Genomic DNA, 21,338 nt, shown 5'->3' with positions numbered 1-21,338 from the left:
GGCGACGGTTGGTCCGCCGCCGCCGGGGAAACGGCAAGAAGTGCCGCCGACAAGCTCAGACCGACGAAGAATGATCGCATTTTCATAAATCCCCCCAGATTCTCCTGGCCGTTATGAATGGCTTATGGGGAGGTTGCAACGGCCTCGGGGAAGGCGGTCATCGGGTAGCCGGCGGCGGGGCACGCCTTCATCCTCAGGTCATCCGTCGTGAAGATCTCCGACAACCCATTTCATCGCAATCCGAGTATCGCAGCCCCGATCACCATCGTCTTGAGCCTGTCGGCATCGCCCCAGTCATATTCGGGTATCGCGATCAGATTATAGGCCACGCCCTGAATGCAGCAGAGCAGTATCTTCCGGATCTCGTCGGGATTGCCGGGGCCTATTTCGCCGCGCGCCTGCCCGTCGACGATCGCCCGGTGCATGATGCCGAGATAGCGCGCCGCGACGGCGCTTTCGACGAAATAGGGATCGTCGGAATCCTGGACCCGGTCCTCGACGAGGAAGATGGCCCGATAGTCCTGCGGACGCTGCAGCCAGAAGTCGATATGCGTCAGGCACAGGCGGGTGAGACCGTCCGGAGCCTCCTCCCCCGCGCTACGGTCGAGCGCATCGTTAAGGTCGGCAAAGATGTGCCCCCAGAGGAAATGGAGCAGCTGCCGTTTGCCGGGAAAGAGCGTGTAGAGCGTAGACGGCAGGCATCCGGCCTTTGCCGCCACCTTGCGCATCGAAACGCCGTCATAGCCCTCGGCGGCGAAGAGGTCGCGCGCTGCGGCGACGATATGCTGACGCTGGGCTTCGATCGCATCGGAACTGCGTGGCGGGCGGCCGCGTCGGGGCGGTTCGGGGCGTTCCTCATCCATGGGGCTTGCTTTTAAAGAACGCGTTCATTTAAATGCAAGCCCTATTGCGGTGAAAGGAGTACGGGATGGCCGATTCGGACAGGCGGTACGACGTGATCGTCATCGGCGCCGGCTTGTCGGGGCTGAAGACTGCCCTCGAACTCAAGAAGGCCGGGAAAAGCATATTGGTCCTCGAGGCGCGCGATCGCGTCGGGGGGCGATCGATGCCCGGCGAGATTTGCGGCCAGGCCGTCGATTTCGGCGGACAGTGGGTCGGGCCGCAGCAAACGCAATTGCTGGCGCAGGCCCGCGAACTCGGGATCGAAACCCGGCCGCAATATACCGAAGGGGCGAACCTGCTGAGCCGCCATGGCCGGGTCAGCCGCTATACCTCGACGCCGAAACTCCCATTGCCGTCGCTCGTCGAGTTGGGTCTGATCGAGCGGCGCTGGCGCCGCGATATCGCGACTCTGCCGCTGGGCGCGCCCTGGTCGGCGGAACGGGCTCGCGAATGGGACGCGCTGTCGCTCGAAAGCTGGGCCTTGCACAATGTGCGCACGGAGGGCGCCCGCTATTTTGTCCGGACGATTGCCGGGGCGCTGCTCTGTATCGATACCAGCCAGATATCCTACCTCCATTTTCTCGAGATGCTCCGGAGCTGTGGAGGGCTGGAAACGATGATCGGCGTCGAGGGCGGCGCACAGCAGGACAAATTTGCCGGCGGCGCCTGGCAGATCCCGAAGCGGCTTGCCGATATCCTCGGCGCCGATATCGAGCTGGAGTGTCCGGTGCACGCCGTTGAACAGGATGCTGCGGGCGTTCGGGTCTTTGCTGCGCGCGGCGCCTATCTCGCGCGCCACGTCGTCGTGGCGGTGCCGCCCATTCTCGCATCGCGCATTCACTTCACGCCGGGGCTGCCGGCGCGGCGGGCAGGGCTGATGCAGCGCATGCCGATGGGCGCGGTCATCAAGGTTCATATAGCCTATGAGACGCCATTCTGGCGCCAAGCGGGCCTCAGCGGTTCGGCGGTCAGCGGCGACCGCCATCTCGGTACGGTGTTCGATCAGTCGCTCGGCGACGACGGGATCGGCGTGCTGGTCGGCCTGATCGAGGCCCGCCACGCCGTGGCCATGAGCGCGCTCGACCCGGACGCCCGCCGCGCTGCGGTCGTCGATGACCTCGTTCATTATTTCGGCGCCGCGGCGTCGCGGCCGATCGGCTATGTCGAACAGGACTGGCTGACCGAGCGGTGGTCGCTCGGCGGTTATGCGGCGCACATGCCGCCGGGTGTCATGACCGGCTATGGCGACGCGCTGCGCGAGCCGTGCGGCCGCATCCACTGGGCCGGAACCGAGGCCGCGACCGAGTTTCCCGGATATCTCGAAGGGGCGTTGCGCGCCGGCATCCGGGCCGCCGAGGTCCTGCGCCAGGCCGCCTGAGAACGAACTATTGTTTCGGCAGCAGGGGTTGCCCGGCTGTTCGCCGAACGGTCGGGACTCGCCGTTCATTGAAATTTCATCGCGGCTGTGCCATCTGGCTCGCATGCGGGCCGGGCCCCTCTGGCGATCGTCTTCGGCCGGTCGTGATGTCGGACCGCATCGAGCGTGCTCGATGCAGGTCCATTTCTATTTTCTTTCGTAGAACCTGTTCGTGCGGCTCGTTGGATCGATCAACGAGGATGGTTATGTTCGAACAGCAATCTCTTCACCGGACCGCCGCCGCTCAGGGCGCGGAGTTCGATGCGGGCCTGAAGCGCCACATGCTGCGGGTCTATAATTATATGGCGTCGGGCGTTCTGCTGACCGGCATCGTCGCGATGCTCGTCGCCTCGACGCCGGCACTCTATCAGCCGATTTTCGGCACGCCGCTCAAATGGGTGGTCATGCTCGCACCGCTCGCCTTCGTCTTTCTCTTCTCCTTCCGGATCGAGAAGATGTCGGCCGCGACCGCGCAGACGATGTTCTGGGTCTTTTCGGGGCTGATGGGCCTGTCGCTCGCCTCGGTATTTCTGGTGTTCACCGGCGCCAGCATCGCCCAGACCTTTTTCGTCACGGCGATCATGTTCCTGTCGATGAGCCTGTACGGCTATACGACCGGACGCGATCTGTCGAAGGTCGGCAGCTTCCTGATCATGGGCCTGATCGGCGTCGTGCTCGCGAGCCTCGTCAACCTGTTCCTGCAATCGAGCGCGCTGCAACTGGTGGTGTCGATCGTCGGCGTGATCGTCTTTACCGGCCTGACGGCGTGGGACACGCAGAACATCAAGTCGCAATATGCCGCGCATCACGGCGATGAAGCGAACAGCAAGCTCGCCGTTTTCGGTGCGCTGTCGCTGTATCTGAACTTCGTCAACCTGTTCCAGATGCTGCTCACCCTGATGGGTCAGCGCGAGGAATAGGCCTTTCGGGGCGGCCGAAGCCGGAAGGCCCGGTCGCCCTCAGAACTGGTAGGCGACGCCACCGCCGAACAGCCACTGGTCGGCGCTGCCCGCCTGCGACACGATCGGCGAATCGGCGTAGCGCCCGGTCAGCCGGCCATATTGCGCCCCGCCGACGAGCACGAAGCCCTTCCTGAGGTCGCCGGACAGGGCATAGGCGCCGGCGACGCCGATGGTATATTTGCCCGCGGTCGCCTTGCGCCCGGCACCGGTATAGACCGGCAGTCCGCTTGCGGCGCTGCCAAGCGGGTCGATGTCGTAATAATAGCGGCCGAAACCCTTGCCATAGACATTCACCGACACCGAGGCGCCAAGATAGGCGCGCTTCGAGATCGGGGTGCCGTAGTCGAGCGTCGGCGAGACCACCCAGCTGCCGTGCTTGCCCGAAATATCCTTGAGCCCGACGACGCGGAAACCGATCTGGTCATATTCGCTGGTGATCACCCCGGTATGGGTGACACCCGCCGATATGCCGAGTTCGACCGCCATTTTCTTTTCGCCGAGCGCCTCGACCTGCGGATCCTTGATGCGGCCGGTCCGGTCGCTGCGCAGGTTGATGATCGGGCCGAACTTGAAATCGGTCTTTTGCCCCCGCCGCTGACGGATCAGGTCGACCTGGAAATTGGTGCCGCGGGTCGAGAAGGAAAAGCCGCTGACGCGCCCGCGCAGGTAAAAGGCGGGCAGGATGTTGCGGTCGTCCGAACCATTGTAGCTCGGGGTGCTGAGCACCCCGGCGCCCACCGCGAGATAATCGCGCGACCATTTGCGTTCGGGATTGTCGTCCTGCGGCCGCGCGGCGGGAAGCAGGATATTCTCGTCGAGATCGCTGGTGTCCTGGACGTAGCGGGCCGGCTCGTTGTCGCTTGCAGCCAGCCGCGTGTCGGGGTCGCCGGCCAAATCATAGGGCAGGGCGAAATCTTCGGCGTGCGCCGGCGCGGCGGCCAATCCGCCGCCGACGCAAAGCGCAAACAGGTGCAAGCGGCAGGCAAGGCGGGTCAAGCTCATCGGCATGGGTATGAATATCCTGTGATCCGCCCCTCTGGACACGCGTGTAAGTGATTGTCGGCGCAATGCAAAGGCTTCGTCTTGCGGGCGCGTGCTTTTCGTTTCAACGTGGCTTCCATGCATCAATCCTGTGTTCCCGTGCTGATATGCCGCCCCGTCACCTTTGGTTCCGTGCGATCCGCTACCCTGATGGGGAAATCGGCATGAGCCGGGCGCCGCGTTTTGCCGGCTATGCGCTGATGGCGGTCGCGGCGCTGCTCGCGCTCGCGATGCGGCGCGGGGCGATCGACCAGATCGGCCCCTTTCCAGTCGCGGCGGTCGCGCTGCTCGTCGGCATGATCGGGGTTATGCTCGTGTTCACAGATCTGATGGTGCGCGGGCTCTATGCCCAGATCGGCGCAGCGAAAAACGCCGCGCCCGATGACGCGCCCGACGAGGAGAAGAGACGCGATGAAATGGAGTGAAGCCTGGGCCGGACCTATGCTCGCGGCCGCGCTGCTCGCGCTGGTGCCGGTAGCGAGCGCCATGGCCGATGAACCGGCGAGCGAGAGCGACCGTTTCTTTCTGGACGAGGCCGCGAGCGCGTGTCGCAGCGGCGATTTTCCGGCCTTCCTCTGGCCTTTCGCGAACAGTAGCGCCGTGCGCGCGCATTATGGCGCGGCCGCCGGTGCGGCCGACGATTTTCCGATCGTGATGATCGATTACAGCTATGTCACCCGCGCGTCGGAACGGCTGTTCGAGGCGAACGGCGGTGATCCGCGCCAGCTCGTCTATGTGCAGGTCGATTTCCGCACCGGACCCGACGGTGTCGAGCGCGTCGACTGGGCGCCGGGGCGCTTCGAACCCGACGAGGGCGACGGCCCCGGAACGCTGATCGAAAAGACCGGGCCGGGTGGGTCCCTGCATTTCCGGAAGGCGGCCGGTTGCTGGCAATTGACGAAGGATATCCGGAACAAGGCCGGCGCGCCCTGACCCGCACGCCCCCTTTTCGTTCGACAGCTTCGGGGCTTGGCTTTATGACGGCGGCATGACCGATCGTCCGCATACGCCGCTGCTCGACACGGTGGATGTCCCAGCCGACCTCCGCAAGCTGAAGCCCGAAGATCTTCGCCCGTTCGCCGACGAGTTGCGGGCCGAGATGATCTCGGCCGTCGGCACCACCGGCGGCCATCTGGGCTCGGGACTCGGCGTCGTCGAGCTGACGGTCGCGATCCATTATGTGTTCGACACCCCGCGCGACAAGCTGGTCTGGGACGTCGGCCATCAATGCTATCCGCACAAGATCATCACCGGGCGCCGCGACCGCATCCGGACCTTGCGGACCGGCGGCGGGCTTTCGGGATTCACCAAGCGCAGCGAGAGCGAATATGATCCGTTCGGCGCCGCACACAGTTCGACCTCGATCAGCGCCGCGCTCGGTTTTGCGATCGCCAACAAGCTGAAGGACGAACCCGGGCGCGCGATCGCGGTGATTGGCGACGGGTCGATGTCGGCGGGCATGGCCTATGAGGCGATGAACAATGCCGCGGCGGCGGGCAACCGTCTGATCGTGATCCTCAACGATAACGACATGTCGATCGCACCGCCGGTCGGCGGGCTCAGCGCCTATCTCGCCAAGCTGGTGTCGTCGCGGCCGTTCCTCGAATTGCGCGAGATCGCGCGGCGCTTCGCAAGGAAGCTGCCCGAGCCGCTGCACAAGGCGGCGCGCAAGACCGACGAGTTCGCGCGCGGCATGGCGATGGGCGGCACGCTGTTCGAGGAGCTCGGCTTTTATTATGTCGGGCCGATCGACGGGCATAATCTGGAGCATCTGATCCCGGTGCTCGAAAATGTCCGCGACAGCGATCATGGTCCGGTGCTGATCCATGCCGTGACCAAGAAGGGGCATGGCTATGCCCCCGCCGAGGCGGCGGCCGACAAATATCATGGCGTCCAGAAATTCGACGTCATCACCGGCGAACAGGCAAAGGCACCGCCGGGACCGCCCCAGTATCAGAATGTCTTCGGCGAAACGCTGGCGAAGCTCGCGGACACCGACCCGCGCATCGTCGCGATCACCGCAGCGATGCCGTCGGGAACCGGGGTCGACAAATTTGCCAAGGCGCATCCGGCGCGCACCTTCGACGTCGGCATCGCCGAACAGCATGCGGTGACGTTCGCCGCGGGGCTGGCGGCGCAGGGGATGCGGCCGTTCGCGGCGATCTATTCGACCTTCCTCCAGCGCGCCTATGATCAGGTCGTCCACGACGTCGCGATCCAGAATTTGCCGGTGCGCTTTGCGATCGACCGTGCGGGGCTCGTCGGTGCCGACGGATCGACGCACGCGGGCTCGTTCGACGTCACTTATCTCGCGACCTTGCCGAATATGGTGGTGATGGCGGCGGCCGATGAGGCCGAACTCGTCCATATGACCTATACTGCCGTCGAATATGACGACGGTCCGATCGCCTTTCGCTACCCGCGTGGCAATGGCACCGGGGTGGCGCTTCCCGAGGTCCCGCAGAAGCTGGAGATTGGCAAGGGCCGCGTCGTGCGCAGCGGCAAGACCGTCGCGATCCTTTCGCTCGGCACCCGCCTCGCCGAGGCGCTCAAGGCGGCCGACACGCTCGAAGCAAGGGGCCTGTCGACGAGCGTCATCGACCTTCGCTTCGCCAAACCGCTCGACGAGGAGCTGATTCGCAAGACGCTGGCGAGCCACGAGGTTTGCGTGACGATCGAGGAGAACAGCGTCGGCGGCCTCGGTGCGCATGTGCTGACCCTGGCAAGCGACGAAGGGCTGATCGATGCGGGGCTGAAACTGCGCACGATGCGCCTGCCCGACGTCTTTCAGGATCAGGACAAGCCCGAGCTGCAATATGACGCGGCGGGGCTCAACGCGCCGCAGATCGTCGATACCGTCTTGAAGGCGCTGCGCCACAACAGCGCGGGCGTCGAAGAGGCGGGTGCGCGGGCATGAACTGCTAGCCGCGCGGAATCGGGGGCGGCATGAACTTCTTCAACCTCCTGAAGTCGCTCGACGAGCTGCTCTACGAGGTGATGTCGTGGCTGATCTTCTATCCGGTGACGCTGTGGCAGGGGCTGACCCGGCCGCTCAAGATGATGGACTATTCGGACGCCGAACAGGGCGATGCCGAGGAAAAGCAATATACCGATACGCTATCGCCGCCGCTGTTCCTGCTGCTGACGCTGGTGATCAGCCACGCGCTCGAACTGTCGACGGTCGGCGAGAGCGCGATCGTCGCCGACAAGACCGGGCTGGGCGGGCTGGTCAACGACGATACGACCTATATCCTGATGCGCGTCGCCTTTTTCAGCCTGTTTCCGCTCGTCATGGCGGCGCGGCTGGTGCGGGCGCGGCATGTGAAGCTCGACCGGGTGCCGCTGAAAGCGCCCTTCTATAGCCAATGCTATGTCGCCGCGCCCTTCGCGCTGATGGTCTCGGGCGCCGGCATCCTGCTGCAGTTCAAGCCGCTGGCGGCGGGGATCGCGGGGCTGGCGTTGCTCGCGCTGGCGCTCTTGTGGTTCGGCAGCCTGCAGATCTTGTGGTTCGCGCAGCATCTGCGGATCAGCCGCTGGCGCGCCGCGCTGCACGCCTCGCGCGCGATGGTCGAGGCGCTGGCCCTCTTTGTTATTTTTTCGCTGATCGTCACCTGACCCAAAAGAAAACGGCCCGGAAAGCCGGGCCGGTTTCATGCGCGATGCGGGGCGGTTCAGTTCCCCGGGATCGCCGCCGAGGCTTCGCGGCCGTCGCCTTCGGGGGCCGCCAGGATGTCGCGGGTGACGAGACCCTTGTCGACGACCTGCGTGTCGGGGCTGCCGACCTGGCTGCGGATGCCCGGGTCGCCGCGCGTGCCGTCGGCGCTACCGATGATCGCGGCTTCGGTCGCGCTGCGCGGAGCAGGGCCGCCGAACAGCGCGCGCAGCGTCTGCTCTGCGGTCGATTCGCCGCCGGGGCGTGCCGAGCCGGGCGCCGGCGGGGTGAGCGCGAAATCGGGCGGTACGACGAGCGGTGCTTGACGCGACACGGCGAATTCGTCGGGCCGGTCGCGGCTGAACAGGCTGTTCGACCCGCAGGCCGACAGGGTCGATGCGGCAACGGTGGCGGCGAGGATGGCGGTGGTCCGGTTCACTTGAAAATCTCTCCTATGCGCCCCGTTAATCGGCGGCGGCGCCCTTGTTCGACGAAGGGTTCGATGAAGGGGCTGCCTCGGGGGCCTTTTCGCGCAAGAGCAGCGCGCGCGCAACCAGCAAAAGCACCCCCAGGGTGATGCAGGCGTCGGCGACGTTGAAGATCATGAAGGGACGAAAGTCGCCGAAATGCAGGTCGGCATAGTCGACGACATAGCCGTAGCGGACGCGGTCGACGATATTGCCGAGCGCGCCGCCGAGGATCATCGCGAGCGCGACCACGTCGCCGCGCGCCTTTTCGCGCGTCATCCAGATGGCGACCGCACCGGCGACGATTCCCGTCACCGCAACGAGCGTCCAGCGCGTCGTGTCGGTGCAACTGGCGAACATCGACAGCGAAATGCCGCAATTTTCCGCCCAGGTCAGGTTGAAGAAGGGCAGGATCTCGATGACGCGCTTCGGTTCGAGCGACAGCGGCACGATCACGACCCATTTGCTGACCTGGTCGAGAAGGAAGGCGAAGGCCGCGATCAACAGGCCGAAGCGCAGATACGGCGAACGTTGGCTACTCATTCCGCTTCCAATACCGTCTCGCAGCGATTGCACAAGCTGCCGTCGGTCTCGACCTCGGGCAGATGGCGCCAGCAGCGGCCGCATTTGTGGTTTTCGGTGCGGGTCACCGCAAGTTCGTCGCCGGCGCGGGCCACCGACACGATGAACACCTCTTCGAGCGCGGCGCTGTCGAGCGTCGGGGCAGGAATCGTGACCTCGGCCTCGAGGCTGGAGCGGATCGTCTTTTCGCGGCGATAGGGTTCGATCGCTTCGGTCACCGCTTCGCGCTGCGCGCGGACCCCGGCCCATTTGCCGCCAAGATTGGCATCGTTCCACGCGGCATCGACGGCAGGCCATTCGAGCAGGTGGACCGACGCCGCTTCGGGATAGCGCGTGCCCCACACCTCTTCGCTGGTGAACACCAGCACCGGCGCCGCATAGCGGACGAGGGCGTGGAACAGCGTGTCGAGCACGGTGCGATAGGCGGCGCGTTCGGCGGTCTGGTAACCGGTCGCCGGGTTGACGTCGCAATAGAGCCGGTCCTTGCGGATGTCGAAATAGAAGGCCGACAGATCCTCGTTGCAGAAATCGGCAAGGCTGCGGGTGTAGCTGTTGAAGTCGAAGTCATCGACCGCGCGCGCCAGCTTCGCGTCGAGCTCGGCGAGCAGGCTCAGCATATAGCGTTCGAGCTCGGGCATCGCCGCGACGTCGGTGACACGCTCTTCCTCGCTGAACCCGTCGAGCGCGCCGAGCAGGTAGCGGAAGGTGTTGCGGAGCTTCCTATACTGGTCGGCGACCCCGGCGAGGATTTCCTTGCCGATGCGGTGGTCCTCGGTGAAATCGACCGACAGCGCCCACAGGCGCAGGATATCGGCGCCATAGTCGCGCATCAGGTCGATGGGGCTGATCGTGTTGCCCAGCGACTTGGACATTTTCATGCCCTTGCTGTCCATCGTGAAGCCGTGGGTCAGCACCGCCTTGTACGGCGCGCGGCCGCGCGTGCCGCAGCTTTCGAGCAGCGACGACTGGAACCAGCCGCGATGCTGGTCGGACCCTTCGAGATAGAGGTCGGCGCTGTGCGTCGATCCGTCGCGGCGGATCAGCGCCGGCCATTTGCCGCTTTCGAGCACGAAGGCGTGGGTACAGCCCGAATCGAACCACACGTCGAGAATGTCGGTGATCCGTTCGTAATCGGCGGCGTCATATTGATCGCCGAGATATTCCTGCGCGCGCGCGTCGCTCCACGCGTCGACCCCGCCCGCCTTGACTGCGGCGACGATGCGGTCGTTGACCGCGGTGTCGATCAGATATTGCCCGCTCTTGCGATGGACGAACAGGGTAATCGGCACGCCCCACGCGCGCTGACGGCTCAGCACCCAGTCGGGGCGCCCCTCGACCATCGACCCGATGCGGTTGCGGCCCTTGGCGGGGACGAAGCGCGTGTCGGCGATCGCCTGCATCGCGAGCTGGCGCAGCGTCTCGCCGTCGCCCTGCGCGGCGCGGATATCGGCTTCGTCGGCGCAGCGCGGGGTGTCGCGGTCGATGACCTTGTCCATCGGCACGAACCATTGCGGGGTGCAGCGATAGATGACCTTGGCCTTCGAGCGCCAGCTATGCGGATAGCTGTGCTTGTAATCGGCGCTGGCGGCGAGCAGCGCGCCGGCTTCGCGCAGGTCGGTGCAGATCGGGCCGTCGGGGGCGTTGAACTTGGGGTTGATGACACTGCCCTGACCGCCGAGCCATGCCCAGTCCGCGCGATATTTGCCGTCGCCCTCGACCGCGAACACGGGGTCGATGCCGTTCGCCTTGCAGAGGTCGAAATCATCCTCGCCATGGTCGGGCGACATATGGACGAGGCCCGTGCCGCTGTCGGTGGTGACGAAATCGCCGGGCAGGAAGGGGCGCGGGCGCGCGTAGAAGCCGCCGAGCGCATGCATCGGGTGGCGGGCGATGGCTCCCTTCAAAGCGTCGTCTGACAGAGTCGTTTCAAGCTCGAGTGTAAGGCCCGAACGCATAGAAAACGCAGGAGCCAACGATCCAGACAGTATGTAACGACGACCGTCAGAAGCATTGAAAACGCCATAACAGGCTGAATAATCGACTTGTTCGAGCGCAGGATTGTAAGCGATAGCCTGATTAACAGGGATGGTCCAAGGTGTGGTCGTCCAGATTACTGCAAATGCGCCAACCAGTTCTGGAACTTCAGGCGCTTCGACGATCTCGAACGCGACATCGATCTGCGTCGAGACGATATCCTCATATTCGATCTCGGCCTCGGCGAGCGCGGTCTTTTCGACCGGCGACCACATCACCGGCTTGGCGCCGCGATAGAGCTGGTTCGATTCGGCGAATTTCATCAGCTCGCGGACGATCACCGCTTCGGCGTCATAATCCATGGTGAGATAGGGATGGTCCCAGTCGCCGCCGATGCCGAGGCGCTTCAACTGCTCGCGCTGGGTATCGACCCAATGCTGCGCATAGGCGCGGCATTCGGCGCGGAATTCCTCGACCGGCACTTCGTCCTTGTTGAGCTTTTTCTTGCGATACTGCTCCTCGACCTTCCACTCGATCGGCAGGCCGTGGCAGTCCCAGCCGGGCACATAGGGCGAATCCTTGCCCTTCAGCGTCTGGGTGCGGACGACCATGTCCTTCAGGATATGGTTGAGCGCATGGCCGATATGCATGTCGCCGTTCGCGTACGGCGGGCCGTCGTGGAGGATGAACTGCTCGCGGTCCTTGCGGCTTTCGCGAATCTGCCCCTCCAGATTGCCTTCGAGCCATTTCGCCAGAATCAGCGGCTCCTTCTGCGGCAGGCCGGCCTTCATCGGAAAGTCGGTCTTGGGCAGGAAGACGGTGTCGCGGTAGTCGCGGGCTTCGGGGGCAGGCGTGCTGTCGGTCATGGCCCGGGCGCTTAGCGCAGATTTGCGTGGGAGCAAACCACCGTCGTCTTCTATTCCCGTTCGCATCGAGCGAAGTCGAGATGCCCACCGGGCGTACACGCCTTCGGGGTGTCTCGACTTCGCTCGACACGAAAGTAATTTGCGAGGTTACTTCTGCCGCGGCCGCAGCGCGGGCCCGATTTCGCGGATGTCCTCGACCCAGATATAGCCGTTGAAGCTCGCGGGCACTTTCGCGAGTTGCTGCGGCGTCGTCAGCCCCTCGTTCGACTTGCCGCTTTCATAGGGGCCGAAGACGATGATTCTCGCGCCGACGCTGTCCATCCGCGCGATCAGCCGGTCGGGCCAGCCCCAATAGGCCCATTGATAGTTGACCGGGATCGCGATCACGCCGTTCCGGCAGCTTTCGGGGACGATACCCGTCCAGCCCCATGTCACATAATCCTTCGAGCACGCCATCGCCCCGGTCTTGAGGTCGAACGACCAGTTCGCGGGCAACAGTTGGCGCATCCGTTTCACCGGACCTTCGGCGCCGTAAAAGGCGTCGCCGATCTTCGCGCTGTCGCGGCCCGATGCTGTCAGGATCGCAAACAATTGGTCGGCCTCGGCGGCATCCTTCGACTTGAAGTTGAACAGGATCGGATGGACGGGCAGCGCCGCAAGGCCTTCCTCGACCGTCGGCATCAGCCCGATGCCCTTGCCGCGCAGCGGGAAGGTCTGGCCGCCGTCGGCGGTATAGCCATAGCCGATGTCGAGCGCCTTGAGCTCGGCCAGCGTCAGGTCACGCGTCGCGCCCTTGCCGTTGGTGCGGCAATCGACCGTCCAGTCGTGGAACAGCACCATGCGCCCGTCCTTCGTCGGTGCGACGTCAACCTCGACCATCGCGGCGCCCATGCCGACCGCGCGGCGCATCGATTCGGGGGTATTTTCGAACGTCGTATCGCGCGGCGGCAGGATATGGCGCGCGGTGCAGGTGTCGCGGCCGGCGGCAGCGCGCTTGTCGTAGAGATGATGGACGCCGCGGTGCGCGATCAGCTTCGGCTTGCCGGCCGGATCGGGGGCGAGGAAGCTGGCGTTCGACAGCGTGAGCCACGCGACGAGCAGTGCGAAGACCCAGAGGAATATCTTCGTCCCGCGCTTCATCGGCTTTTTGGGCGGGCCTTCGAGCGCTGCGGCCCAGTCGTCTTGCATATCTCATCCCCCCGTTTCGTCACCCCGGACTTGATCCGGGGTCCCGCTCAGCGACGGTGACAAGCGGGACCCCGGATCCAGTCCGGGGTGACGATGATGTCAGATGTCCGCCAGTAGCGCCTTTACCTCATCGCAATCCGCCGCGATCTGCGCCATCAGCGCGTCCATGCCGTCGAACTTCGCCTCGGGGCGGATGAAGGCGTGGAAGGCGACGTCGATGTCCTGTCCGTAAAGGTCTTCGGCGAAATCGAAGAAATGCGGTTCGAGCAATTCCTTCGGCGGATCGAAACTCGGCCGGATGCCGATGTTCGCCGCGCCTTTCAGGACGCGGCCGTCGGAACCTTCATTCAGCAGGCGGCCGGTCACCGCATAGATGCCGTAGCGCGGGCGCAGATAGTTGCCCATGTCGATGTTCGCGGTTGGAAAGCCGAGCAGACGGCCGTTCTTGTCGCCATGCTGGACGGTGCCGCGCACGGTGAAGGGGCGGGTGAGCAGGCGCGCCGCGGCGGCGCAGTCGCCGGCGTGCAGCGCGTCGCGGATACGGCTCGACGAGATCGCCTCGTCGGCGTCGTCGACCGGCGCGACCATTTCGGTGAAGAAACCGAGGCGGCGGGCATGGTCGGCGAGCGTCACGACATTGCCGCCGCGCCCCTTGCCGAAAACGAAATCGGCGCCGGTGACGACTCCCGCGGCGCCATAGCGGTCGAGAAGGAGGCCGGTGATGAAATCCTCCGCGGTGGTGCCCGCGAGCGCCGCATCGAACGGCAGGACAAGCATCGCGTCGGCGCCGGCGGCGGCGAATAATTCCTCCCGCTGGTCGAGCGTGGTGAGGCGGAAGGGCGGTACGCCGGGCTTGAAGAAGCGCACCGGATGCGGGTCGAAGGTCGCAACGATGCACGCGCGGCCCTCGTCCCGTGCATGGCGGACGGCGCGGCCGACGACCGCCTGGTGCCCGGCGTGGAAGCCGTCGAAATTGCCGAGCGCGATCACCCCGCCGCGCAGCGGTTCGGCAATCCGGTTGTGGCCGTTGAGGCGGATCATCGCGCCGGAGTGGATAGAGGCGGCGCGGACGGGGGCGGTGCGGGGGACGCCATCGGGGCGATGCCCGCTTTCAGCACCCGGATCGCATTACCGCCCATCGCGGCGCGAATTTCGTCGTCGGTAAAGCCCGCGTCGATCAGCGCCTGCGTCATCTGGACCAGCTTCGATGTGTCGAAGCGGACGGTGGTGGCGCCGTCATAATCGCTGCCGAGCGCGACATATTGGATGCCGACAAGGTCCTTCACATGCTTCATCGCCTTGGCGATGCTCGTGGGCGAGGTGTCGCACACCGCGGCGTCCCAGTAACCGATGCCGATCAGGCCGCCGGTCGCAGCGACCCCGCGGATCTGCGCGTCGTCGAGGTTGCGGTTGACCCGGCACGTTGCCTGCACGCCGCCATGGCTGGAGACGACGGGCCGGCGCGCCATCTTGAGGATGTCGGCGACGCACGCCTTGCTGCAATGCGCGATATCGACGATCATGCCCTTGGCTTCCATCGCCTGCACGACCTGCCGGCCGAACGGCGTCAGTCCGCCCTTCTGGAGGCCGTGCATCGACCCCGCGACCTCATTGTCGAAGAAATGCGCCGGTCCCGCCATGCGGAAGCCCGCAGCGTAGAGCCGGTCGAGATTGGCGAGCTTGCCTTCGAGTCCGTGCAGTCCCTCGATGCTGAGCATGGCGCCGACCGGCACCGCCTTGCCGCCGCGCGCGGCGAGCAGCGCGTCGACATCGGCCGGCGCGGCGACGGCGCGCAGCTCCCCGCCCGACGCGGCGACCGCGCGATGCAGCTTTTCGGCGTGCCACAGCGAGCGTTCGAGCAGCGAGCCCCACGTCCGCACCGGCTGGAGCTGGGCGATCGCCAGCGTCGTAATATTGTCGGTGTCGCCGCTGTTGGCGTCGTAATTCTGTCCCTTCGGCGACTTGGTCGTGCTGGCGAGCACCTGCAGCGCGACATTGCCGTCCTCGAGCCGCGGCAGGTCCATATGGCCGCGGTCGGCACGATCGAGGATGCTGCGTTTCCAGAGCAGCGTGTCGCTGTGCAGGTCGACGATCGTCAGCGTCCGGTGCAACGCTCTGGCTCGTTCGCTGACTTGCAGGAGCGGTTTGCCGTCGATCTTGTTCGTCCCGCGCTCGATCATCCCGGGCGCGAGGAGGAAGAAGCCGCCGGCGGCGACCAATGCGACGATCAATATGCCAAGGAGCCAGCGGCGCATCATGCTTTCCTGACGAAGGTGACGAAGCTGTAGGCGGGGCGCCCCGCATCGTCGGCGGCGTGGCTTTCGCGCGCGACTTCTTTCCAGGCGGCGGGGTCGGGATAGGGGATCGACGCGTCGCCCTGCGGTTCGAGCGCGACCTCGGTCAGTTCGATGCGGTCGGCGCTGGCAAGGAATAGCCCGTAAATCTCGGCGCCGCCGATCACCATCACCTGCGGCGCGTTGGCGAGGCGCAGCGCCTCTTCGACGCTGTGCGCGACCTCGGCATTCTCGTCCTGCCAGTCGGCGTCGCGGGTCAGCACGATATGGCGCCGCCCTTCAAGCACCGCGGGCAGGCTGTCGAAGGTCTTGCGCCCCATGATCATCGGCCGTCCCATGGTGAGCTGTTTGAAACGGCGCAGGTCGGCGGGGATGTGCCAGGGCATCTTCCCCTTGGCGCCGATGACGCCATTGGCGGCGCGGGCGAGGATCAGGGTGATTTCGGGGTGGTTCATGCGGGAGAGGTTCCGGCCCAGGTGACGTGGCCGAGCTTGCGCCCGGCGCGGACCTCGGCTTTGCCATAATGATGCACATGCGCGGCGCCGTCGGCGAGCAATTCCGGCACGCCATCGATGTCGTGGCCGATCAGGTTGCGCATGACGACGGGCAGGGCGACGGTCGCGGTGTCGCCGAGCGGCAGGCCCGCGACGGCGCGGATGTGATTTTCGAACTGGCTCGTCACCGCCCCTTCGATCGACCAGTGGCCGCTATTGTGGACGCGCGGTGCCATTTCGTTGAAGATCGGGCCGTCGTCGGTGGCGAAAAATTCGCCAGTGAGCACGCCGATATAGTCGAGATCGTCGGCGATCTTCGCCAGCAGCGCGCGTGCTTCGTCCTGCTGGTCGAGGATTTGTCGCGGGGGCGGCAGCGAGGATGTCGCAAGGATGCCGCCCTCATGGACGTTGACGCTGCTGTCCCAGAAGCGCGTCTCGCCGTCGATGCCGCGCACCATCAGCACCGAAAACTCGTGTGCGAAGGTCACGAAGCCTTCGAGCACCGCGGCGTGGCGGTCGATCGCATCCCACGCCGCATCGGCGTCTCCGGCGGCCGCGAGGCGCGCCTGCCCCTTGCCGTCATAGCCCATGCGCACGGTCTTGAGGATCGCCGGAGCGCCGACCTGATCGAGCGCGGCTGTGAGCGCGGCGCGATCGGCAACCGCGGCGAAGGGGGCGGGGCGGCCGCCGAGGCCGGCGACGAAATTCTTCTCGGCGAGCCGGTCCTGCGCGATTTCAAGGACGCCGGCTCCGGGGCGGACCGCAACATGCCCCGACAGGAAGCGCACCGTATCGACGGGCACATTTTCGAACTCATAGGTGACGACGTCGCACGCCGCGGCAAAGGCGGCGAGACGAGGTTCGTCGTCCCACGCGGCCTGCGTGTGCTGCGCCGCAACCTGCGCGGCGACGCTTTCGGCGTCGGGGGCGTAGATGTGGACACGGTAGCCGAGCTGCGCCGCGGCGACGGCCAGCATGCGGCCGAGCTGGCCGCCGCCCAGGATTCCGATGGTCGAACCGGGTGGCAACAAAAGCTCAGCCCTCGCGTACGGGGACAGGCGCCACGCTGTCGGTCTGCGCGGCGCGCCAGGCATCGAGCCTTTCAGCGAGGGCGGGGTCGCTATTTGCGAGCAGCGCGGCGGCGAACAGCCCGGCGTTGGTCGCACCCGCCTTGCCGATCGCGAAGGTCGCGACGGGAATGCCGCCGGGCATCTGGACGATCGAATAGAGGCTGTCGACGCCGCTCAGCGCGGCCGACTGGACCGGCACGCCGAGCACCGGCACGCGCGTCATCGACGCGACCATGCCGGGCAGATGCGCGGCGCCGCCGGCGCCGGCAATGATCGCCTTGAGCCCGCGATCGGCGGCGCTTTTCGCATAGGCGATCAGGCGGTCGGGGGTGCGGTGCGCCGAGACGATCTGTACCTCGTGCGCTATGCCGAATTCTTCGAGGATCTGGACCGCGTGCGTCATCGTCGCCCAGTCCGACTGGCTGCCCATGATGACGCCCACCAGCGGCGCATTCTCGCCCATCGATCAACCCTCCTCGCGGCGCGATTCACCGCCGTCGCCTTTCCCCTAGCGACTGTACCCGATGGGGGCAACGCCGCGCGGCGGGCGCGTTTACCGATTGGTATCATGTCGGAGGTTACACCGCTTCGCACCGTCGGCATCCCGCCGCCGGAAACTGGGGTCGCACCGGGGACAGAGAATGGATAGCGTAGGGGGGGCACGGATAGCGGTCGACCAGTTCGGCGTCGCTCCGATCGTCTCCATCGAAGACGAACTGCGCGACGTGCGCCGCGAACGCGATGCGCTGCGCCGCGAGAATCGCGTCCTGAAGATCGCCGTCGCCGAACTCGAGCGCGTGTCCGAACGCGATACGCTGACCCCGCTGTACAACCGCCGTTATTTCCTGACCGCGATCCATCACCGCCTCGCGCGCTTCGAGCGCCACGCCGAATGCGCCGCGGTGGTGTTCGTCGACGTCAACCAGCTCAAATATATCAACGACAGCTTCGGTCATGCCGCCGGCGACTTTGCGCTGATGGAGGTCGCGGCGCGGCTCGCGGCATCGATCCGCTCGACCGACGTCGCGGCGCGGATCGGCGGCGACGAGTTCGGCCTGATCCTCGATCAGTCGACCGAGGGCGGCGCGCGCGCGCAGATCGAACGGCTCGGTGAGGTGCTGAGCGCCGGTCCGGCGCTCTACGACGGGCAGGAAATCGAACTGTCGGCGTGCTTCGGGGTCGCGATGCTGCAGGTCGGGATGGCCGAGGCCGACATATTGGCCGCCGCCGACCGCGACATGTATCGCTGCAAGCAGCGGCAGGACGGTCCGCGCCTGCACCGATAATCGGCGCTAACCGCCCGTTAACCAAAAAGGCGCATCGTCGTTCCCGGACCACAGGGGGGGTATGGCATGCAAACGCAGGGCGATCCTTTTCACGACATTCAGGGCCGGATCACCGGCCAGATCGGCGCTTTGGCCGAGGCGCTGCCGCATTGCGCGCTGGCGCAGATCGTTCAGGGCATCGACGATATCCGCTGCCTCGCGCGCGATAATGGCTTCGGGGCGGTCGAGACGCTGGCCAGCCGGCTCGAATCGGCGGTCGCCGCGGGCGGTTACCGCGCAGCGATCCTGACCTATCTCGACGCGATGAGCGACGCCGCGAGCGCGCCGCGCGGACCGCTCCCCGCCGCCGCGGAGGAAGCGTGGCTCGCTTCGGTGGCGATGCGGCTCGGCCATTGACCGCGGCGCGCTGACGTCGCAGGTCGGGTTATGGACGCGATCATGCTGGCCCTCGTCGCGGTGGCGCTCGCCAACGCCGACGGACGAACGGGCGCCTCTCTCTCGAACCTGCTGAGCGTGCGCAGCGACCGGCGCGTCGTTGTCGTCATCGCCTTTTCGGCTTTCATCCTCAACGCGGTCGTCGCGGCGGTCCTCGGGTCGGTCGCGAACCGCATGATCGGGCAGGGCGTTGCGGCGCTGTTCGTCGCTTTTGCCATGCTTTCGGCGGTGGTCGCGCTGCTCTGGCGCGACCGCGCCGTCCCCGCCGACTCGGACCAAGCCCCGCCCGTGCTACTCGCGGGTCGGATGCTGGTCACCCAGTTCGGCGACCGCAGCCATTTCCTGATCGGCGCGCTCGCCGCTACGAGCGGCGCCGGGGTGTGGGCAGCGGCGGGCGGGCTGGTCGGCTGGACGATCGCGATGCTGCCTTTCCTCGCTTTCGGCGCTGCGCTGCGCGAAACGCGCGCGGCGCGTATCGTGCGCGGGGCGAGCGCCGCCGTGCTGTTGATCTGGGCAATCCGCACCGCGCTCGGCGCCTTCGGACTGATCGGCGGTTCTGCCTGAAAAATTTCAGATCATCGATTTTTTCGATGATAGCGACGCAGAGTCTTCATGGGCCTTCGCGGTGCCGGCCTCCTATATCGGAGCGGCAACAGAAAGGATCTCTCCCATGTCCGAAACGATGACCCAGAAAAACGAGCCCGCGGTTGCCGACGCGCTCAACGCGTTGCTCGCCGACAGCTTTGCGCTTTATCTCAAGACCAAAAACTACCACTGGCATGTCCACGGTCCGCATTTTCGCGAACTGCATCTGCTGTTCGACGAACAGGCGGCGCAGATTCTCGCGACCACCGACCTGATCGCCGAACGGGTGCGCAAGAATGGCGCCGCGACTTTGCGCTCGGTCGGCGACATCGGCCGCCGCCAGTCGATCCGCGACGATGATGCCGCCGGCGTCGCGCCCGACGCGATGGTCCGTGCGCTCGCGGAGGACAACCGGACGCTGCTCGCGCAGATCCGCGAAACCAAGGCCGCCGCCGAGGAAGCGGGCGACATCGCGACGAGCGGGCTTGTCGACGGCTGGGCCGACGAAACCCAGCAGCGCATCTGGTTTCTGGAAGCGACGCTGGGATATTGAGCTAAGGTCTGCTTGCGGCCGAAAGCGGACACGTCCCTCTTCGTCACCCCGGGCTTGACCCGGGGCCTGCCTTTTCTTTGATCCGGCGTCGAAAGAAGGAAGGCGGGTCCCGGGTCAAGCCCGGGATGACGACTTAACAAGCGGCAGCTCCCCACCCCAGAGCTGACGCGCCAATCCTAGAAGCTAAGCTCGTCGTAAATCTTCGAAAGGTCGTGGTTCCACGCGCCGTCATAGCGGTCGAGCAGGTCGTGCGCCGGCGATTTGCCGCTCTTGGCAATGCGGCGCAGCGGTTCGAGGAAGCCGACCTCGTTATCGCCCATCGAATTGACCTCGCCGCGCGCGGCCAGTCCCGCTGCGGCGATATCGAGCACGCGGTGCGCGAGTTCGCCGAGCGTGCCGCCGCCGGGCGCGGGGGCGTCGAGGCCTTCGGCCGGGACGGCATCGCGGAGTGCCTGCTGTTCCTCGATGCTCCAGCCCTTGACGAGGTCCCATGCGGCGTCGAGGGCTTGGCTGTCATAGAGCAGCCCGACCCAGAGCGCGGGCAGGGCGCAGATACGGTTCCACGGGCCGCTGTCGGCGCCGCGCATTTCAAGGAAGCTTTTGAGCCGCACCTCGGGAAAGGCGGTCGAAAGATGGTCGTTCCAGTCGGAGAGGCGCGGCTTTTCGCCGGGCAGGGCCGGCAGTTCGCCCTTCAGGAAGTCGCGGAAGCTTTGCCCCGCAGCGTCGATATATTTGCCGTCGCGGAAGACGAAATACATCGGCACGTCGAGCATATAGTCGACATAGCGCTCGTAGCCGAAGCCGTCTTCGAACACGAAGGGCAGCATGCCGGTGCGTGCGGGATCGGTGTCGGTCCAGATATGGCTGCGATACGACATATAGCCGTTGGGCTTGCCCTCGGTGAACGGCGAGCTGGCGAAGAGCGCGGTCGCAAGCGGCTGGAGCGCGAGCGACACGCGGAACTTCTGCACCATGTCCGCCTCCGACGAATAGTCGAGGTTGGTCTGGATGGTGCAGGTGCGCAGCATCATGTCGAGCCCCATGCTGCCGACACGCGGCATATGCTCGAGCATGATCTTGTAGCGGCCCTTGGGCATGATCGGCAGCTCGGCGCGCGTCTTGTCGGGCCACATGCCGAGGCCGAGGAAGCCGAGCCCGAGTTCGGCGCCCACTTCCTTGACCTGCTTCAGGTGGCGGCCGGTCTCGGCGCAGGTCTGGTGGAGATTTTCGACCGGCGCGCCCGAAAGTTCGAGTTGCCCCGCGGGTTCGAGGCTGACGGTGCCGTCGCTGCCGGCCAGCGCGATGACATTGCCGCCCTCGATCACTGGTTCCCAGCCGAAGCGGGTGAGCGCCATGAGCAGGTCGCGAATGCCGCCGGGCTCGTCGTAGGAAGGCGCGCGATGGTCGGCGGTGCGATAGACGAATTTCTCGTGCTCGGTCCCGATGCGCCAGCGTTCGCGGGGCTTTTCGCCCTTGATCATGGGGACTGCGAGATCGCTCGCATGTTCGACGACGGGATCGTTGCTGTCCGAGGCGGTGCGCGTGCTCATTTCGCGCATTTAGACGGTT

The 21,338-nt window shown here is 65.7% G+C and carries 22 protein-coding genes; 10 read left to right on the top strand and 12 right to left on the bottom strand.

Going from position 1 to position 21,338, the window contains the following annotated elements; translation table 11 throughout:
• Window positions 1–230: 230 nt before the first annotated feature.
• The gene (locus tag V6U71_RS18435; RefSeq protein ID WP_411339800.1) at window positions 231–863 is read right to left on the bottom strand and encodes a TetR/AcrR family transcriptional regulator; all 633 of its coding nucleotides are present in this window, start codon (window positions 861–863) and stop codon (window positions 231–233) included.
• 65 nt (window positions 864–928) lie between these two features.
• Here V6U71_RS18435 and V6U71_RS18430 point away from each other — a divergent pair, with 65 nt between their 5' ends.
• Both V6U71_RS18430 and V6U71_RS18425 read left to right on the top strand, forming a co-directional pair.
• Complete coding sequence (locus V6U71_RS18430; RefSeq protein WP_411339799.1) at window positions 929–2,281, top strand: flavin monoamine oxidase family protein; 1,353 nt, start codon at window positions 929–931, stop codon at window positions 2,279–2,281.
• 245 nt (window positions 2,282–2,526) lie between these two features.
• Window positions 2,527–3,240, top strand: a complete 714-nt coding sequence (locus V6U71_RS18425) for a Bax inhibitor-1/YccA family protein (RefSeq protein WP_411339798.1) — start codon at window positions 2,527–2,529, stop codon at window positions 3,238–3,240.
• Window positions 3,241–3,279: 39 nt separating this feature from the next.
• Here the strand turns inward: V6U71_RS18425 and V6U71_RS18420 are convergent, their stop codons facing one another.
• A complete protein-coding gene (locus tag V6U71_RS18420; protein WP_411339797.1) occupies window positions 3,280–4,290 on the bottom strand; it encodes a MipA/OmpV family protein in 1,011 nt (336 codons plus the stop codon).
• A gap of 197 nt (window positions 4,291–4,487) precedes the next feature.
• Between V6U71_RS18420 and V6U71_RS18415 the strand changes: the two genes are divergently transcribed.
• The 4 genes from V6U71_RS18415 to V6U71_RS18400 are packed head-to-tail and all read left to right on the top strand — an operon-like array spanning window position 4,488 to window position 7,938.
• Window positions 4,488–4,748, top strand: a complete 261-nt coding sequence (locus V6U71_RS18415) for a hypothetical protein (RefSeq protein ID WP_411339796.1) — start codon at window positions 4,488–4,490, stop codon at window positions 4,746–4,748.
• A complete protein-coding gene (locus V6U71_RS18410) occupies window positions 4,735–5,256 on the top strand; it encodes a hypothetical protein (RefSeq protein ID WP_411339795.1) in 522 nt (173 codons plus the stop codon). Before V6U71_RS18415 ends, V6U71_RS18410 begins: the two co-directional genes overlap by 14 nt.
• A 55-nt stretch (window positions 5,257–5,311) precedes the next feature.
• On the top strand, window positions 5,312–7,240 hold the full coding sequence (gene dxs, locus V6U71_RS18405) for a 1-deoxy-D-xylulose-5-phosphate synthase (protein ID WP_411339794.1): 1,929 nt from the start codon (window positions 5,312–5,314) through the stop codon (window positions 7,238–7,240).
• 29 nt (window positions 7,241–7,269) lie between these two features.
• Window positions 7,270–7,938 (top strand): hypothetical protein, encoded by a 669-nt coding sequence (locus tag V6U71_RS18400; RefSeq protein WP_411339793.1) that lies wholly within the window; start codon window positions 7,270–7,272, stop codon window positions 7,936–7,938.
• Between the two features lie 56 nt (window positions 7,939–7,994).
• Here the strand turns inward: V6U71_RS18400 and V6U71_RS18395 are convergent, their stop codons facing one another.
• The 9 genes from V6U71_RS18395 to purE all read right to left on the bottom strand — a co-directional run bounded on the left by V6U71_RS18395 (window position 7,995) and on the right by purE (window position 17,373).
• On the bottom strand, window positions 7,995–8,414 hold the full coding sequence (locus tag V6U71_RS18395; RefSeq protein WP_411339792.1) for a DUF3035 domain-containing protein: 420 nt from the start codon (window positions 8,412–8,414) through the stop codon (window positions 7,995–7,997).
• Window positions 8,415–8,439: 25 nt separating this feature from the next.
• On the bottom strand, window positions 8,440–8,985 hold the full coding sequence (gene lspA, locus V6U71_RS18390) for a signal peptidase II (RefSeq protein WP_411339791.1): 546 nt from the start codon (window positions 8,983–8,985) through the stop codon (window positions 8,440–8,442).
• Window positions 8,982–11,864, bottom strand: coding sequence for an isoleucine--tRNA ligase (gene ileS / locus V6U71_RS18385; protein WP_411339790.1), 2,883 nt, complete (start codon window positions 11,862–11,864; stop codon window positions 8,982–8,984). Before ileS ends, lspA begins: the two co-directional genes overlap by 4 nt.
• Before the next feature lie 147 nt (window positions 11,865–12,011).
• Window positions 12,012–13,052: a glycerophosphodiester phosphodiesterase family protein gene (locus V6U71_RS18380; protein ID WP_411339789.1), complete on the bottom strand. Its 1,041-nt coding sequence runs from the start codon at window positions 13,050–13,052 to the stop codon at window positions 12,012–12,014.
• A 99-nt stretch (window positions 13,053–13,151) separates the two neighbouring features.
• On the bottom strand, window positions 13,152–14,093 hold the full coding sequence (locus V6U71_RS18375) for a bifunctional riboflavin kinase/FAD synthetase (RefSeq protein ID WP_411339788.1): 942 nt from the start codon (window positions 14,091–14,093) through the stop codon (window positions 13,152–13,154).
• Window positions 14,090–15,307: a dipeptidase gene (locus tag V6U71_RS18370; protein WP_411339787.1), complete on the bottom strand. Its 1,218-nt coding sequence runs from the start codon at window positions 15,305–15,307 to the stop codon at window positions 14,090–14,092. The genes V6U71_RS18375 and V6U71_RS18370 overlap by 4 nt, the downstream gene beginning before the upstream one ends.
• Entirely contained in the window at window positions 15,307–15,801 is a 495-nt protein-coding gene (locus tag V6U71_RS18365; protein ID WP_411339786.1) for a dihydrofolate reductase, read from the bottom strand. The genes V6U71_RS18370 and V6U71_RS18365 overlap by 1 nt, the downstream gene beginning before the upstream one ends.
• Window positions 15,798–16,871, bottom strand: a complete 1,074-nt coding sequence (locus tag V6U71_RS18360) for a 5-(carboxyamino)imidazole ribonucleotide synthase (protein ID WP_411339785.1) — start codon at window positions 16,869–16,871, stop codon at window positions 15,798–15,800. The genes V6U71_RS18365 and V6U71_RS18360 overlap by 4 nt, the downstream gene beginning before the upstream one ends.
• Before the next feature lie 4 nt (window positions 16,872–16,875).
• On the bottom strand, window positions 16,876–17,373 hold the full coding sequence (gene purE, locus V6U71_RS18355; RefSeq protein ID WP_411339784.1) for a 5-(carboxyamino)imidazole ribonucleotide mutase: 498 nt from the start codon (window positions 17,371–17,373) through the stop codon (window positions 16,876–16,878).
• 178 nt (window positions 17,374–17,551) lie between these two features.
• On the opposite strand from purE, the gene V6U71_RS18350 reads away from it, so the two are divergent.
• The 4 genes from V6U71_RS18350 (at window position 17,552) to V6U71_RS18335 (ending at window position 19,769) form a co-directional block, all read left to right on the top strand.
• Window positions 17,552–18,196, top strand: a complete 645-nt coding sequence (locus V6U71_RS18350; protein ID WP_411339783.1) for a GGDEF domain-containing protein — start codon at window positions 17,552–17,554, stop codon at window positions 18,194–18,196.
• Between the two features lie 66 nt (window positions 18,197–18,262).
• The gene (locus V6U71_RS18345) at window positions 18,263–18,592 is read left to right on the top strand and encodes a hypothetical protein (RefSeq protein ID WP_054589242.1); all 330 of its coding nucleotides are present in this window, start codon (window positions 18,263–18,265) and stop codon (window positions 18,590–18,592) included.
• Between the two features lie 30 nt (window positions 18,593–18,622).
• On the top strand, window positions 18,623–19,195 hold the full coding sequence (locus tag V6U71_RS18340) for a hypothetical protein (RefSeq protein ID WP_411339782.1): 573 nt from the start codon (window positions 18,623–18,625) through the stop codon (window positions 19,193–19,195).
• Between the two features lie 106 nt (window positions 19,196–19,301).
• Window positions 19,302–19,769, top strand: a complete 468-nt coding sequence (locus V6U71_RS18335) for a Dps family protein (RefSeq protein ID WP_411339781.1) — start codon at window positions 19,302–19,304, stop codon at window positions 19,767–19,769.
• 176 nt (window positions 19,770–19,945) lie between these two features.
• Here V6U71_RS18335 and V6U71_RS18330 read toward each other — a convergent pair whose 3' ends face one another.
• The gene (locus V6U71_RS18330) at window positions 19,946–21,319 is read right to left on the bottom strand and encodes a glutamate--cysteine ligase (RefSeq protein ID WP_411339780.1); all 1,374 of its coding nucleotides are present in this window, start codon (window positions 21,317–21,319) and stop codon (window positions 19,946–19,948) included.
• Window positions 21,320–21,338 lie beyond the last annotated feature (19 nt).

Source organism: Sphingopyxis sp. J-6 (assembly GCF_046603995.1).
Lineage (GTDB): Bacteria > Pseudomonadota > Alphaproteobacteria > Sphingomonadales > Sphingomonadaceae > Sphingopyxis.
This window is presented reverse-complemented; position numbering and strand designations above follow the sequence as displayed.